Source organism: Martelella limonii, from assembly GCF_013344475.1.
Lineage (GTDB): Bacteria > Pseudomonadota > Alphaproteobacteria > Rhizobiales > Rhizobiaceae > Martelella > Martelella limonii.
On record NZ_JABUOU010000001.1, the window covers coordinates 816651 to 831140 of the forward strand.

The 14490-nt window shown below is 61.2% G+C and carries 15 protein-coding genes; 3 read left to right on the forward strand and 12 right to left on the reverse strand.

Annotation, left to right across the window (positions count from 1 at the left end; all coding sequences use genetic code 11):
- Window position 1 precedes the first annotated feature (1 nt).
- A complete protein-coding gene (gene glmU, locus HPQ62_RS03800; RefSeq protein ID WP_174801147.1) occupies window positions 2-1363 on the reverse strand; it encodes a bifunctional UDP-N-acetylglucosamine diphosphorylase/glucosamine-1-phosphate N-acetyltransferase GlmU in 1362 nt (453 codons plus the stop codon).
- Between the two features lie 253 nt (window positions 1364-1616).
- On the opposite strand from glmU, the gene HPQ62_RS03805 reads away from it, so the two are divergent.
- Window positions 1617-2057, forward strand: coding sequence for a hemerythrin domain-containing protein (locus HPQ62_RS03805; RefSeq protein ID WP_174801148.1), 441 nt, complete (start codon window positions 1617-1619; stop codon window positions 2055-2057).
- 94 nt (window positions 2058-2151) lie between these two features.
- Here HPQ62_RS03805 and HPQ62_RS03810 read toward each other — a convergent pair whose 3' ends face one another.
- From HPQ62_RS03810 to hemN, 7 genes are all read right to left on the reverse strand, one after another.
- Complete coding sequence (locus HPQ62_RS03810; RefSeq protein ID WP_174801149.1) at window positions 2152-3084, reverse strand: lipid A biosynthesis lauroyl acyltransferase; 933 nt, start codon at window positions 3082-3084, stop codon at window positions 2152-2154.
- 95 nt (window positions 3085-3179) lie between these two features.
- Window positions 3180-4211: a zinc-binding dehydrogenase gene (locus tag HPQ62_RS03815; RefSeq protein WP_174801150.1), complete on the reverse strand. Its 1032-nt coding sequence runs from the start codon at window positions 4209-4211 to the stop codon at window positions 3180-3182.
- A 66-nt stretch (window positions 4212-4277) separates the two neighbouring features.
- Window positions 4278-5558, reverse strand: a complete 1281-nt coding sequence (locus HPQ62_RS03820; protein WP_174801151.1) for a beta-ketoacyl-ACP synthase — start codon at window positions 5556-5558, stop codon at window positions 4278-4280.
- A gap of 14 nt (window positions 5559-5572) precedes the next feature.
- Entirely contained in the window at window positions 5573-6775 is a 1203-nt protein-coding gene (locus HPQ62_RS03825) for a beta-ketoacyl-ACP synthase (RefSeq protein ID WP_174801152.1), read from the reverse strand.
- Window position 6776: 1 nt separating this feature from the next.
- Complete coding sequence (locus HPQ62_RS03830) at window positions 6777-7262, reverse strand: 3-hydroxyacyl-ACP dehydratase FabZ family protein (protein ID WP_174801153.1); 486 nt, start codon at window positions 7260-7262, stop codon at window positions 6777-6779.
- Between the two features lie 57 nt (window positions 7263-7319).
- Window positions 7320-7601 carry an acyl carrier protein gene (locus HPQ62_RS03835; protein WP_018063117.1) on the reverse strand — a complete coding sequence of 94 codons (282 nt, stop codon included), beginning with the start codon at window positions 7599-7601 and terminating at the stop codon, window positions 7320-7322.
- A gap of 96 nt (window positions 7602-7697) precedes the next feature.
- Window positions 7698-9050, reverse strand: a complete 1353-nt coding sequence (gene hemN / locus HPQ62_RS03840; RefSeq protein WP_174801154.1) for an oxygen-independent coproporphyrinogen III oxidase — start codon at window positions 9048-9050, stop codon at window positions 7698-7700.
- Window positions 9051-9250: 200 nt separating this feature from the next.
- On the opposite strand from hemN, the gene HPQ62_RS03845 reads away from it, so the two are divergent.
- Window positions 9251-9979 (forward strand): Crp/Fnr family transcriptional regulator, encoded by a 729-nt coding sequence (locus HPQ62_RS03845; RefSeq protein ID WP_174801155.1) that lies wholly within the window; start codon window positions 9251-9253, stop codon window positions 9977-9979.
- A gap of 66 nt (window positions 9980-10045) precedes the next feature.
- On the opposite strand, the gene HPQ62_RS03850 is transcribed toward HPQ62_RS03845, so the two are convergent.
- Both HPQ62_RS03850 and HPQ62_RS03855 read right to left on the reverse strand, forming a co-directional pair.
- Complete coding sequence (locus HPQ62_RS03850; RefSeq protein WP_174801156.1) at window positions 10046-10498, reverse strand: L,D-transpeptidase; 453 nt, start codon at window positions 10496-10498, stop codon at window positions 10046-10048.
- A 120-nt stretch (window positions 10499-10618) separates the two neighbouring features.
- The gene (locus HPQ62_RS03855; protein ID WP_174801157.1) at window positions 10619-11569 is read right to left on the reverse strand and encodes a nucleoside hydrolase; all 951 of its coding nucleotides are present in this window, start codon (window positions 11567-11569) and stop codon (window positions 10619-10621) included.
- A gap of 137 nt (window positions 11570-11706) precedes the next feature.
- On the opposite strand from HPQ62_RS03855, the gene HPQ62_RS03860 reads away from it, so the two are divergent.
- Window positions 11707-12498, forward strand: coding sequence for a TSUP family transporter (locus HPQ62_RS03860; protein ID WP_174801158.1), 792 nt, complete (start codon window positions 11707-11709; stop codon window positions 12496-12498).
- Here HPQ62_RS03860 and cobU read toward each other — a convergent pair.
- Both cobU and HPQ62_RS03870 read right to left on the reverse strand, forming a co-directional pair.
- Window positions 12467-13006 (reverse strand): bifunctional adenosylcobinamide kinase/adenosylcobinamide-phosphate guanylyltransferase, encoded by a 540-nt coding sequence (gene cobU / locus HPQ62_RS03865; protein WP_174801159.1) that lies wholly within the window; start codon window positions 13004-13006, stop codon window positions 12467-12469. The two genes, HPQ62_RS03860 and cobU, sit on opposite strands and share 32 nt — an antisense overlap.
- Before the next feature lie 201 nt (window positions 13007-13207).
- Window positions 13208-14221 (reverse strand): glycine betaine ABC transporter substrate-binding protein, encoded by a 1014-nt coding sequence (locus HPQ62_RS03870; protein WP_174801160.1) that lies wholly within the window; start codon window positions 14219-14221, stop codon window positions 13208-13210.
- Window positions 14222-14490: the final 269 nt, after the last annotated feature.

The window sequence follows — 14490 nt, forward strand, 5'->3', positions numbered from 1 at the left end:
GTTACTTGCTCCCCTTGCGAGCTGCCTTGATAGCGAGCGAACGGGCACGCAACAGCTCTGCCCGCCCTTCCTTGATTTCCTGGCGGCCACGCGCAATCGCCAGCGCATTGTCCGGCACATCCCTTGTGATCACGCTGCCGGAGCCGACATAGGCCTGCGCGCCGATGCTGACGGGAGCGACCAGCGACGAATTGGAACCGACGAAACTGTCCGCGCCGATCTCTGTGCGGAACTTGTTCACGCCGTCATAATTGCAGGTGATGGTGCCAGCCCCGATATTGGCGCGCGCGCCCACCGTGGCATCGCCGATATAGGACAGATGGTTGATCTTGGCCCCGGGGCCGATATCGCCGTTCTTGACCTCGCAGAAATTGCCGACCTTGGCATTTTCATGCAGCACCGCGCCGGGGCGGAGCCTCGCAAACGGGCCGACGGTGCTGCCAGCAGCGATCCGCGCGCCCTCGATATGGCTGAAGGCATGAATGACGACGCTTTCGCCGATCTCGACGCCGGGGCCGAAAACCACATTGGGCTCGATAACGCAATCGGCGCCGATGACGGTGTCATGGCACAGGAACACGGTTTCCGGCGCAATCATGGTTACCCCGTCAAGCATCAGCGCGCGTCGCCGGCGGGTCTGCCAGATGCGTTCCAGCTCGGAGAGCTCGGCGCGGTTGTTGCAGCCCAGAACCTCATCGGCATCTGCCATCACCACGCCGGCCCGGCCGCCCTTGGAAAGCGCAACCTCGACGATGTCGGTCAGATAGAATTCACGCTTGGCATTGTCGTTTCCGATCGCGTCGAGGAATTCGAGCGCGCGCCGGCCATTGAAGGCCATCAGTCCGCTGTTGCACAGCGTTACCTTGCGTTCTTCCGCGCTGGCATCCTTTTCCTCGCGGATGGCATAGAGCGCGCCGTCGCGCGTCAAGAGCCGCCCGTAGCCTGCAGGCTCCGCCGTTTCGAAGCCGATCACCACCACGTCATAGCCCTCGGCAAGGGCTGCCCGGGCGCGTGCAAGCGTCTCGCCCGTCACAAGCGGTGTATCGCCATAGGTCACGATCACATCGTCATAGCCGCGTGCAAGCGCCTCCCGCGCAGCAAGCACCGCATGCGCCGTTCCAAGCCGCTCGGTCTGCTCGAAGGCTTCAAGGGCAACGCCCGGGAGCGCGCAGGCTGCAGCGACCTTGTCGCCGTCGCGCCCGACCACCAGCGCCACGGCATCAACGCCCGAGCGCGATACGGTATCAACCACATGCGCCGCCATCGGACGGCCTGCCACGTCATGCAACATCTTCGTTTTCGACGACTTCATCCGCGTCCCGTCGCCGGCCGCCAGAACAATCGCCAATGCACTGCGTGACATGAATTATCCTTCCGTCTCTACCGCTCTTCTCAAAGCATTGCTTTTAGCCGAATCCTGCACCAGTCCTATTCAAGATTTATGAACAAATTTCATCCGCAGGCCCGGAAAATGCGGCCTTTCGCTCCGTCCCCACCCCTCGCTGACCCGAAGCGCGCCTCCGTTGACTCAAGTCAATGAACGAGCCCCACATTTCGCACCACAATGGGCGTTACGGCAGAGGGCCGACCCACGACAGCAAGAATGGGAAACAGACGTGCGCGAACCGATCCTGGCCGAAAACCTGGCGCCCTATTCGGCCCTGTCCTCAACCCACGACACGATCAACGGTCTTTGCGACGCGCTGGAGGCGGTCGCCGATTCGCTGCCCGGCAATGTCGACAGGCAAAGCTGCCGCTGCCTCTCGCAAACCCTGATCCCGCTATTGGAACGCGCCCAGCAACGGGAGGAGCGACAGGTCTTTCCGACGGTCAGGTTGCGATCCGCACCGGCAAGCGCGTTCGAGCGGCTCAAGAACGAGCATTTCGAGGACCTTTGCGTCGCCGAGGAAGCGAGCGAAGTGCTGGCACGGCTTGCGCGCGATGAAGAGGTGAACAAGGAAGCTGCCGGCTATCTGCTGCGCGGCCTGTTTACCATGCTCCGGCGCCATATCGCATTCGAAAGTCAGTTCGTCTCGGGGCTCAAACCGCCGCAGTGACCGCGCAAACCGGAGACGACCGCCTGACAGCGCGACAGAGAGCAAAAAAATCCTGTATTTCCAGTATATTAAATCAGGAAGCTCGTAAGATAGATCAATAAATCGGCTTCCGGCGGTTCCATCGATCATGGTACCACAGCCACTGCTCGGGATATTCCCGCACCCAGCTTTCCACCTTGTCGTTCAGGATCTGGGCGGTGGCCGGCACGTCGATGGCACCCTTCTCGTTCAAGGGAAGCGTGATCTCATCCTCCAGCACCAGACGAAAACGGTTGCCCGGAAGGCGGATGCAGCGCGCGGGATAGATCGCACAGTCGAACTGGCGCGCAAGCTTTCCCAGCAACGGATTGGTATGCACCGGCTGACCGAAGAAGGTCGTCTGCGTGCCGCGCTTGAACTTCTGGTCCACCAGCACGCCGACGCCGCCGCCCTTTTCCAGCGTCCCCGCCAGCGCGAAAGCGGAGCCCGCATGCGAGGGCACGAGATCGCCCATGCGCTTGCGCCGGAAGCGGAACACCTTTTCGGCGATATACGGGTTGTTGGGCGGGCGAAACAGCACGGACACATGCAGATTGAATGAAGCTGCAGCCACCGGCAGAAGCTCGAAATTGCCGGTATGGGCGGTAAAGACGATGAAGGGCTGATTGCGCTCCATCAGGGTCAGGAAACGTTCGACGCCCTCAACCTCGATTCGGCCGGGCGTCGGCGCATTCGGGTCGAAATCGAACAGATCGTCGAGAAACACATACTCCGCGGCGAGCCTGCCAATATGGCCCCAGCTTGCCACCGCAATGTGTTCGATTTCTGCCGCGTCCTTTTCAGGGAAGGCCTTCTGGAGGTTTTCGAGAATCAGCTTGTGCCGCCCGGTATGGGGACCGATCTTGCGCATCGCCCAGTCTGCAAACCGGATGGACCCATCCGTCGGAAACAGCTTGAGCACCGACAACAGCGCAAAGATCAGATAGGCAACGAGCCACTGGCGATACTGCCGGGATTTAAGAACGATGCGGGTAATGAATAACTTCAACGGCTTCAGCCCAGAATTGCAGGTTTGCGACGCGCATGCGCCGCTGCCTGTCTTTTACCGACGAAGTCCAGCCTCGCCAACAACGAAACCCGTTTTCACGCGTCGATCTGAAGCACGATCTTGCCGAAGATCTGGCGCGATTCCATCCGCTCCAGCGCCTTGTCGATGCCGTCGAAATCGACAAGCGTATCGATTACCGGGTGAACCACGCCCTGCGCCATCTTCTGCATCGCGTTGGCCATGTTCTCCATGCGGCAGCCGAACGAGCCGAGAAGCTTCAGCTGCTGCTGGAACAGCATCATCAGATTGACATTGGTGGAAACGCCGGAGGTCGATCCGCACGTGACCAGACGGCCGCCGCGCTTCATCGACAGCATCGAGCCAGCCCAGGTATCGGCGCCGACATGTTCGAACACGACATCGACGCCTTTCTTCTTCGTCAGCTTGCGCACGACGCCCTCGAAGCGGTCTTCGCGGTAATTGATGACGTGATCGGCGCCGAGTGCTCGGGCCTTTTCCATCTTGTCTTCTGAGCCGACCGTGGTGATCACTGTACAGCCCATCTTCTTGGCAAGCTGGATCGCCGCCGAACCGATGCCGGAGCCGCCGGCATGGACGAGAATGGTCTCGCCCGGCTGCAGCTTGGCATTATCGAAGAGCATGTGCTCGACAGTGCCGAAGGTTACCGGCGCGAGCGCCGCACCGATCGCATCGACGCCCGGAGGTGCCGCAACGAGCTGACGGGCGGGAATGTTGATCTTTTCCTGAGCGAACCCGTCGAGGTGGAAGCCGTGCACGCCGCCGACATGCTCGCAGAGATTGTCGCGGCCTTCGCGGCAGGCCTTGCAACGCCCGCAAATCCGCGCCCCGTAGATGGCGACCAGATCGCCGGGCAGGACGTTGGAAACCCCTGCCCCGATCGCTTCGACGACGCCGGAAGCTTCCGCGCCAATGGTCAGCGGCAGCTTGCGCTTGGCGAAGGCCATGCCACGCCATCCCCAGACATCGATATGGTTGAGCGCGACGGCCTTCAGCTTCAGCGTCACTTCGCCGGGCGCCGGGGCATCCGGTTCGGCCACATCCCGCAGTTCGATCTTGCGGTCATCGGTCAGCTGCAAGGCGCGCATCGGTTTTCCTTCGTATTGTTCTCGCGTGCGGCGTTTATAGCCAAAGGTGACGTGCCGCGCTACCCGTCACTTCGGCTCGCGCGTCATCACCAGGCAGGCATTCTGTCCGCCGAAGCCGAACGAATTGGAGATCACGGAGCCGATATCGGCCTCGCGCTTCACATTCGGCACCACGTCGAGTTCGATCGCCGGATCCGGATTGACGTGATTGATCGTCGGCGGCAGCACGCCCGTCAGCATTGACTGGAACGAGAACACCGCCTCGACCGCGCCAGCCGCCGTCAGCGTATGGCCGATCATCGACTTGTTGGAGGAAAGCGGGATGGACTTCAGCCGCTCGCCGAACACGGCATTGAGCGAGGAATATTCCATCTTGTCGTTTTCCGGCGTCGAGGTGCCGTGGGCGTTGATGTAATCGATCCCGTCAATGTCGAGGCCGGCATCATCGAGCGCTGCGCGGATGGTGGCAATTGCCGGCGCGCCATCGGGAGACGAACGCGTGCGGTGGAAATGGTCGGCCTTTTCGCCGCAGCCGCGCACGATGCCGTAAACCTTCGCACCGCGGGCGACAGCCGAGGACAGCGATTCGAGGATCAGCGTTGCCGCGCCCTCCGCGATCACGAAACCATCGCGATCCTTGCTGAAGGGCTTCGAGGCCTTCTCCGGCGGATCGTTCTGGGTGGAAAGCGCAGAAAGAAGCGAGAAGCGCACCAGCGATTCGGCGCTGACCGAACCATCGGTCGCAACCGTCATCGCCCGCTCGGTCCGCCCCTGGCGGATCGCCTCGACGCCAAGCTGGATCGCGGTCGCACCCGAGGCGCAGGCCGTGGACGTGGTCACCGGCAAGCCGCGCGTGCCGAACTTGTCGGCAATCCGTTCCGAAATCGAGCCGAACAGCACCGCCTCGTGGAATTCACGATCACCCCGTTCGCGCATCGCGGCGAGAAAGCGGATATAGGCATCGTTTTCCTCGGCAGGTGGGCCCGATCGGTCGGCAAGGGCAAAGCGCATTGACCATTCGGGTTCGACCGGAGGCGCCGCCAGAAACAGAGGCGCATCGAAATCGCCGGAAAGGCCGGAGGCCGCAAGGGCCTCCTCGATCGTTGCTTCCGCAAAGGCGTAGGAGCGGGCAACGGCATTGGGTTCGGAGGGAATGAAATCAACCGTGCCGGCAATCCGCGTCGAGAGATGATCCGTCGGAAAGCGCGAGATCGCATGGATCCCGGAAACGCCAGCCGTCAGCTTCTTCCAGTTGTCCTCGATACCGCGACCGAGCGACGTCACCACGCCCATGCCTGTTACGGCAACGAGCGGGCGGCCGAGATGATCTGTGTAGGCATTCGTCATCTGCCGGTCCTTCCTTATTTCTCAGAGGTCAAGACAGCGACGCCTTCGCCGCGCTGATGCCCGACGGTGGTAACCGCAATCTTCCCGGCGGGGGCCGACATTGCCTGCTCGGCGCCGCCGTTGAACACCGGAACCTTCGCCTTGCCGTCAAGCGCAAGCGCTGCAAGCGCGATACCGAGCGTGAAATTGGCTTCCATGGCGTGCCCTGTGATACCGGTATAGCCGCGAAGTCCCGCTTCCGGAAAATGCTCCTTCAGGAAGCCCGCCTCGCGTGCCGTGATCTCGCTGAGACCCGTTGCGCCGGAGAACACCGCCTCGCCGGCCTTGCCCTCAAACCCGGCGTCAGAAAACAGGCGCGCAAGGCGCTTTTCGAAACGGCCCTCGTCGCGCTTGCCGCGATCACCTTCGACGCCTTCAAGGACGGCATAGACATGCGCGCCGCGCGCTTCGGCATGTTCACGCGATTCCAGCACCAGGAAGGCACCGGCCGTGCCCATGATCATGCCGCCGTCGGCGTCTTCGGGACGGTCCCAGAGCGGCGCCCATTCACCGCGCGAAAGCGCGTGTGACGATTCCATCATCAGCAGAATGTCACGGCGCTCGGCGATGAAGGAGCCGCCCACCAGCGTATGCGTGGACTGGCCCGCCAGAATGCGGGCGTAAGCGGTGGCGACGGCAGAAATGCCGGCACCCTCCTCGCCCATGAAGGTCCGCGAAGAGCCCGCGACCTTGTGGACGATCGAGATATTGCCGGCGACGAGATTGGCAAGCTGGGCCAGAAACAGCGTCGGGCGCAGTTCGGTCGTCAGCTTCTCGTTGAGCAGAACCTCGCGGTCGTTGCGCTGCAGCGCCTCGTTGGCGATCAGCGTGTCGACGGCGATATCGCGCTCGCCACCGCCGGCTGCAACGATCATGTCCATCGTCGCGACCAGCTCTTCACTGTCCTTCATGCCGGCATCGTCGAGCGCGAGGCCAGCGGCATAAACGCCGAGACGCTGCCAGTTTTCCATCTGGCGCTGGTCACCGCGCTTCGGGATCTGGTCCTTCCAGTCGATCTCCGGCAGCGGATGCACCGGATAGGGTGCGCAGATTTCGCTGTCGATCCGGATCTCGGGCCTTTCGCCGGTCAGCATCGACACATGCGGCACGCGGCCGACGCCAAAACTCGTAACAAGACCGATACCGGTGACGACTACATCATTGGCCGATTTCGTCATTTCAGGACCTTTCAGCGACCTGCCCGGCGATCGCCGCAAACAGGCCGACTTCCTCGGCGCGCCGCTTCACGATCGGCGCTAGTTCATTATCTTCGAAGGACATGGTGCGGAATTTGAGCTGGGCGCTGGCGATCGGCTTTCCGTCGGAAGCAATCTTCGCCTTGGTCACCGCAAAGCCGGAGCCCTCGTGCTCGAGGCTCGCCTCGATGTCGAGTACAGCGTTCGGCTCGACGAAGCCGCGCAGCTTGGCGCTGTCGACCATCATCAGAAACGGCATGGCCGTACAATTGTTGACGCCGAGCAGCATCATGCCCGAGGCCTGCGCCATCGTCTCGATCAAAAGCACGCCAGGCACCAGCGGCATGCCCGGAAAATGCCCTTCGAAAACCGGGCTCTTTTCAGGCACCACCGAACGCGCAACGACCGTACCGGCGGAAATATCCGCCGACACGATCCGGTCGATCATCTGGAAATATTCAAGCAGCATTGTGCATCCAGCCCCTGCAACAGTTTCGCGATGAAGCCAGGCGGGCTGATCTTGCCCTTAAGACTGCTTGGCCGCTCTCAGCTCGTCGATCTTGGCGCAGAGATTCTTCAGGATGAAGTACTCATCCGCATCGACCTTGCCCTCGTTGACGTCCTGCGTCCACTTTTCGAGCGGAATCTTGATACCGAATTCCTTGTCGATCGCAAAGACGATATCGAGAAAATCGAGGCTGTCGATGCCGAGATCGTCGATCGTATTGCTTTCCGGCGTAATCTGATCGCGATCGATTTCGCTCGTTTCCGCGATGATATCGGCAACTTTATCAAATGTAGCGCTCACGCCAAATACCTCTTATCTTTCAATTCAGCCCTCCTCATAGGCAAAGATCGGCGAAAAGCCAATGGCCGCAAGGCGAGAGAGGGCAATTTTTACGACTTAGACCGCAGATGAATGACGGCCCTTTCCGTGCCCAAGATAGGTATCGAAAACCGCAGCAACAGAGCGGGCGAAGGGAAAAACCTCATTTTTCAAGTGAAATCCGAACCTGTCATAACGGCACAGGTCGGGATTAGCGCGGGCATAGGCTTCAGCTTCCGCGATTACCGGATCGGCATCGCCGGCGAACCGGCTCTTCAATTCGCAGGCCGAAAAACCATAGGCGCACATGATTCGCTCGATCACGAAGGCGCGGACGTGGTCGCAGGGCTGGAGCGCGATGCCGCGGACGACGGGAAGCTTGCCGGCTTCCGCCTGACGCCGGTATTCGCCGATCGCCGGCATGTTCTGCCAGTAGCCCTGCGGCAACTGGCTGATCGACGAGGCGCCGAGACCGATCAGCGCATCGGCGCTCTCATCGGTATAGCCCTGGAAATTACGACGGAGCCTGCCGCCGCGCTGCGCCTTTGCAAGCGTATCGCCTGGAAGCGCGAAATGGTCGATGCCGATAGCGACATAGCCCGCCTCGCCAAGCATGGCTGCCGCATGGCTCATCTGGCGGAAGCGCTCGTCGGCATCTGGAAGCGCCTCTTGGGGGATCAGCGCCTGATGCTTCTTCATCCACGGCACATGGGCATAGCCGAACAACGCGATCCGGTCGGGCCGCAGCGAAATGATATCAGCGACCGTCTTCGCCATGGTGTCGATCGTTTGATAGGGCAGACCGTAGAGAAGGTCGCAATTGACCGACTTGACGCCGCGCGCGCGCATCGCGGCAATCACGTCCGCCGTCTGTTCGAATGTCTGGAGGCGGTTGATAGTCTCCTGAACCTTGCGGTCGAAATCCTGTACGCCGAGGCTCGCGCGGGTAACGCCGATCTCGGCAAGCGCGTCATAGCCTGCCTCGCTGAGGTCGTTCGGGTCCATTTCCACGCTGATTTCCGCGTCCTCGGCGAAATTGAAGGCCGCGCGCAGCCAGCCCATGAGGCGGTGCATGTCTCCCGGGTTCAGCATGGTTGGCGAGCCGCCGCCCCAATGGAGCCCGGTCACCACGACATCGCGTGACACCAGCCGGCCCATGGTTTCGATCTCGCATTTCAGGCTTTCGAGATAGGCGGCCAAGGGCTCATATTTCAGCGTGTGCTTGGTGTGGCAGGCGCAGAACCAGCAGAGCCGGTCGCAATAGGGAATATGGATGTAGAGCGACAGGGTCTTGCCAGCCCCCAAACCCGAAATCCAGGTGCTGACGGTCTGCGCGTCCACGCCTTCGTGAAAATGCGGCGCGGTGGGATAGCTGGTGTAGCGCGGTACCGGCTCCGAGAACTTCTGCAGCAATTGGCGTTGCGACGTCATGACGCGTCCCTCCGAGTTTGAGCTTGGAACCGGCTTAGACGGAGGGCCTTGCGCTGGCTTTGACTTTAATCAACTATCGGAGCGCACGCGCCGAACTTTGCATGAATACGGTTGTCGGGAGAGGATCGCCCGTCTACATCCATTTGCGAATTCGCAATTCAAGCAGTTGGGATCCGCGTCCGGCGGATCGGGAGAATGACATGAGCAACAAGCCCCACCTTTCCGTCGAAGAAGGCCAGATCCCGCAGATCTGCAAGGCTTGCGAGGCGCGCCATGGCGGGATTTGTGGTGTCCTTTCTCCGGAGCAGCTGGCGCAGCTCAACAAGCATTCTTCGAGGCGTACCATCGATGGCGGCGCCGAAGTCATCGGCCAGGGCGAGAGCGTCGACGCCTATTCGAACATCTTGCGCGGCGTGGTCAAGCTTTCGAAGATGATGGCGGATGGCCGTCAGCAGATCGTCGGCCTGCAGTTTGCACCCGATTTCATGGGGCGTCCGTTTTCTCGGGAGAGCGCCCTTACGGCGGAAGCAGCAACCGAGACGGAGATCTGCGCCTTCCCGCGGGCAGCACTCGAGCGCCTGATTGCCCAGTCGCCCGAGCTTGAACACAAGCTCTACGACCAGTCGCTGAAGGAACTCGACGAAGCCCGCGACTGGATGCTGACGCTCGGCCGCAAGACGGCACAGGAAAAGGTCGCTTCTTTCCTGCATCTGATCGCGACCCATATCGATCCGCTGGCCGAAGATGGCTGCACCTTCGATCTGCCGCTGTCGCGCGCCGACATCGCCGATTTCCTGGGACTGACCATCGAGACCGTCAGCCGCCAGATGACCAAGCTTCGCAATGAGAAGATTGTCATCATCGAAAACAACCGCCACGTCAGAGTGCCGGATATCGAGAGACTGAACGCGGCGGCCGGCAACGACTGAGCTGTTCCGACATCTGCGGCCATCAAAGGACGCGCGGCAGCCGACGGCGGCAAAGTGCACGCGCCGTCAGTCGCCGATCACGACCGTCATGTTTTCCACGCCAATGCTGCGCGCAAGATCGAACAGAACTGCCGCATTTTCCGGATGAAGTCTGACGCAGCCGTGGGAAGCTGGCCTGCCGAGACGCGACAGCTGGTCCGTTCCATGCACGGCGTAGCCATGATGGAAGAAGATCGCATACGGCATCGGGGCATTGTTATATTTGCGCGAGCGATGGTTCTTCGAAAACCATTCCGCGCCATAGACGCCATAGGGCGTCGCATAGCCGCCCGCACCGGTCGAGACCGGCCAGACATAGCGCGGATAGCCGTCGATGATGACCTTCATGGTCTGGGTCGACAGGCTCACCGCAGCCACGACCTGGCCAGGCTCGAATATCTCGTCGCCGGATTTGCGGGCAGCCTCCGCCACGGAAGACGCCCCAAGCAATATGGCAAGTGCCAGAAGTATTGCACGCATGATAATCCCCGCTACACACAAGTCCCTGAAGAACGGTATGTGTAACGGGGATGCCAATCAACGCGATACTGTCATTAAGGTAAACACATCGGCTGAAAACGGCCGCGTGTTCTGCCTGTTTCAGGCGACGAGCGTCCTGGCGATCAGATCCACGACCTTCTCGGCCTCGATCGTCATTGCGACCTTCTGCTCGGACCTGTCATCCCACTGGCTCGGACCGAAGGCCTGGCCCGCAGGCTTCTGGAGCGTGAGCCCGTCGGCGATCCCGCCGCAGACGACGCGCACCGCGCCCGACCTCAGGCCGAAAAGCTCCGGCGCGACGACATAGGCGCAGGCGCAACTGTCATGCACCACCATGCCGTCATCAACCTGCTGGCTGTAGAAATCGATATAGGGATCGGAAATCCGGGCGAGCAGTTCGACCGCCGGGCCGCCTTTGGCTGCCAGTTCCTTCATCGTCGAACGGGTCATCACGGTCTGGAGCGTGACGTCGAGGCCGATGATCACGACCTTCCACGGCGCGGTGAACACGACATCGGCCGCTTCCGGGTCGCCATGGATGTTGGCTTCGGCAGCCGGCGTGACATTGCCATTGGTCTCGAATGCGCCGCCCATGACCACGACCTGCTTGACCAGACCGGCAATTTCCGGGTCACGCGCAAGCGCCATCGCCAGATTGGTCATGCGACCGACAGCCACGATCTCGACCTCGCCCGGATGCTCGCGCACCGTATCGATGATGAACTGGAAGGCCGGCCGCGGATCGACCGGCACATCGTCGACAGTCTCCGGCACGTCGATATCACCGAGACCGTTGACGCCGTGGACGAAGGTCGGCCAGGGCGCCATCGGGCGGGCCGGATCGAAGGTCACGTCCGCGCCGCGGGAAACCGGCGCGCCGATGCCGAATTCGCGCTTCAGGAACTGCGCATTGCGGGTGGTGGTATCGGCAGAGGCGTTGCCAAAGACAGACGTGATGCCGAGAAGCTCGATATCGGGATGCCGCTCCAGAAACAGAAGCGCCATCGCATCGTCAATACCGGGATCCGTGTCGAAAATTACCTTGTGCATGAAAAAGCATCCTGCTCTCATAAATCGAAATACGGCATTTGCGCCGGGTTGAGAAAGGGCCTACACGATCCGGAGAAAAAAGGAAACGCCGCCCGTCCCAGCGGTGGTGTCACACCCAATTGTAACCGGTGATCTGCGTGTTCGAAGCAACCATCCAACTGCTGCTGATCCTGTTTCTCGCCGCCTTCATCGCCGGTTTCATCGATTCGATTGCAGGTGGCGGCGGGTTGATCACCATTCCCGTGCTGCTGATTGCCGGCGTTCCGCCCTTGCAGGCGCTCGGAACCAACAAGCTGCAGGGGATATTCGGCGCGGCGTCCGCGACCATCTCCTATACCCGCGCTGGCAGGGTTGATCCGAGAACCCAGTGGCCGATGGCGCTTCTGGGCTTTGCAGGCGGGGCTGCCGGTGCACTGGTCGCGACGCTGATCTCGGGCGATGCCTTGCGCGCCGCCCTGCCCTTTCTGCTGATCGCAATCGGCCTCTACTTTGCGCTGCGTAGCGGCGTTGATGACAGCGACCGCCATGAGCGCCTGTCCGCGCCGCTGTTTGCGGTCCTGGTTGTCCCCGCAATCGGCTTTTACGACGGGCTGTTTGGCCCCGGAACCGGATCGTTCTTCATGATCGCCTTCGTGACGCTTGGCGGGCTGGGCCTGCTGAAGGCGACCGCGCGCACCAAGTTCCTGAATCTCTCGACCAATGTCGGTGCTTTCGCCGTCTTCATCTTCGGCGGCGCCATCCTCTGGAAGGTCGGCCTGGTGATGGGAGCAGGTCAGTTTATCGGAGCCCAGACCGGGTCGAAGCTCGCCATGAAGAATGGGGCGAAGATCATCCGGCCGCTGCTGGTGGTTTCCTGCATGGCAATGGCCATCAAGGTTTTCGTAGACCCGAACAATCCTATGTATCAGTGGCTTGTGAGCCATTTTTAAGGTGGAGCGGCAAGCCCGCGGCCATGAAGATTACCTCTGAGGACGCGGCTGCGATCGTCTGGTTCAAGATACCGGCCTCATCGCGAAACCGCCGCGCCAGCGCATTGTCCGGCACGATCGAAAGTCCAACCTCATTACTGACCATGATCAGCCGGTAGGGACAGCGCGCGACGAAACCGGCGAGGCGCCGGGATTCGGCTGCGATATCGCGATCGTCCAGGATGAGATTGGTGAGCCACAGGGTCAGACAGTCGAGGACAACGACGGGCGATGGCGCCGCAACGAGCGCCTCAAGACGCTCCACAAGCGCGAACGGCGTCTCGTGGGTCGTCCAGCCTCCGCCACGCTCCGCCCTGTGCCTGGCAATGCGTGCCGCCATTTCCGCATCATCGCGGATTTCGGCAGTGGCAATGTAGTGGTGCGGGCCGCAGCTTGCGCGCGCCAGCATTTCCGCATGACGCGATTTCCCGGAGCGCGCACCTCCCAGAACGAGCGTCGTCTCACGCATCGGCGTCACCATCTGGAAAGGGAGCAGGAAAATGTGCCGGCGGGCGGACGTATTGCGAAAGCGAACGATTCGTAGATCAATAGAGGCGTCCGCTGTGTTGATCGCAAGACACTGACGATAGACACGGAGACCATCCCCGTGGACTGTCCACCGCCCTCGCCGGCACGAAAGGATCATAGCGCGCGGTGACGCCCCGCGCAATCACCCGTTCGGTTCGAGGGACTGCTCCACCTTCCGGGCAATGTCTTGCGGAAGCCACGCCTTCCAGACATCGGGGTATTCACTCAGAAAATGGTGCGCAGCGGCCTCGTTGTCGGCGTTCTCGTCACTCATCCACGCCAGCACTTCGCTGACGGTCCTGTTGCTCCAGGAGCGCGCATTCAGATAGGCCGTCAGCTCGGGCTCCTCGGTGACGATGTCGCTGTCGATCAGCGTGTAGACGGCGGAAACCGGATAGGCATTGAGCTTCGGATCCGGACAACCTTCTACAATGGTGCAGCTGTCCCATTGCGGCTTGCTGAACTCCACCCCGAAAGAAAGCTTGACCATGTCATGATCGCCGAGAAGCGCCGTCGGCGCCCAGTAATAGCCGAGCCATCCCTTGTTTTCCGCAAAGGCGCGACGAATGCTGTCATCGAGCTCGGACGCATCCTTCACATCATAGAGCGCAAAGCCCTTCTCCTCTCCGTCGAGCGCACGAAACAGGTTTTCCGTGGAGACGCGACAGACCCAGCCCTCGGGACAGTTGAATACCGCCGGTTTGCCGCCATCTTCTGCCGCCATGAACAGTTCGGGATGCTTCAGCGCGTCCTGCACGGTGGTGATACCCGGATTGGCGTCGGCGATGAATTTCGGCATCCACCAGCCCTGGACCCCGCCTTCGCCCAAAAGCGCCGCGCCGAAGGCCACACGCTTGTCGGCGACCGCTTCTTCAAGCGCTGGCGAAATGCTCTCGAACCAGAATTCGGGAATGATCTGCGGCACGCCCTCCTCGACAATGCCGTCGACCGCGCTGTTGGTGTCACCTTCGATCAAGGTGACGCTGCAGCCGTAGCCCGCCTCCATGATCAACTTGTCGACCCAGGCTGCAAGTCCGGCCGAGGGCCAGTTCAATTCGGCGACCGTCACGTCGGAACACCCCTCGCCCGCCTGCGCGCCACCTGCGGCAAGGGTGCCTGCTGTCGCCAGCAGAAAGGCTGCAAGACTGAGCTTCATGTGGGTCATTCCTCCGATCTTACCTCCCCTATGGACCGCGGTCCCGGCGAAATTGCGGCGGCTGCCGACCCGTGCCACGATACGTCCGCTTCAGGAAAATGACAAACTGCAAGACCCGGTTTTTACGTGGGTGACCGGTGCGATTTCGGAGTTTTCTCGCATTTATGCGCGACCGCTAACCAACCGGTAACGATCTTTCGATATCACTCGTTTCAGCGGACGGTTGCACGGCAAAGAACTCCCGGACTTATCAGTCTCGCGTTTCCGGG

Bases quoted from the DNA above. Each gene is read 5' to 3' on its own strand.
- hemN (WP_174801154.1), bottom strand. From the start codon at position 9,050: ATGACGTCGCAACGCCAATTGCTGCAGAAGTTCTCGGAGCCGGTACCG.
- HPQ62_RS03870 (WP_174801160.1), bottom strand. From the start codon at position 14,221: ATGAAGCTCAGTCTTGCAGCCTTTCTGCTGGCGACAGCAGGCACCCTT.
- HPQ62_RS03820 (WP_174801151.1), bottom strand. From the start codon at position 5,558: ATGACGAATGCCTACACAGATCATCTCGGCCGCCCGCTCGTTGCCGTA.
- HPQ62_RS03830 (WP_174801153.1), bottom strand. From the start codon at position 7,262: ATGCTGCTTGAATATTTCCAGATGATCGACCGGATCGTGTCGGCGGAT.
- HPQ62_RS03845 (WP_174801155.1), top strand. From the start codon at position 9,251: ATGAGCAACAAGCCCCACCTTTCCGTCGAAGAAGGCCAGATCCCGCAG.
- HPQ62_RS03855 (WP_174801157.1), bottom strand. From the start codon at position 11,569: ATGCACAAGGTAATTTTCGACACGGATCCCGGTATTGACGATGCGATG.
- HPQ62_RS03825 (WP_174801152.1), bottom strand. From the start codon at position 6,775: ATGACGAAATCGGCCAATGATGTAGTCGTCACCGGTATCGGTCTTGTT.
- HPQ62_RS03850 (WP_174801156.1), bottom strand. From the start codon at position 10,498: ATGCGTGCAATACTTCTGGCACTTGCCATATTGCTTGGGGCGTCTTCC.
- HPQ62_RS03815 (WP_174801150.1), bottom strand. From the start codon at position 4,211: ATGCGCGCCTTGCAGCTGACCGATGACCGCAAGATCGAACTGCGGGAT.
- glmU (WP_174801147.1), bottom strand. From the start codon at position 1,363: ATGTCACGCAGTGCATTGGCGATTGTTCTGGCGGCCGGCGACGGGACG.
- cobU (WP_174801159.1), bottom strand. From the start codon at position 13,006: ATGCGTGAGACGACGCTCGTTCTGGGAGGTGCGCGCTCCGGGAAATCG.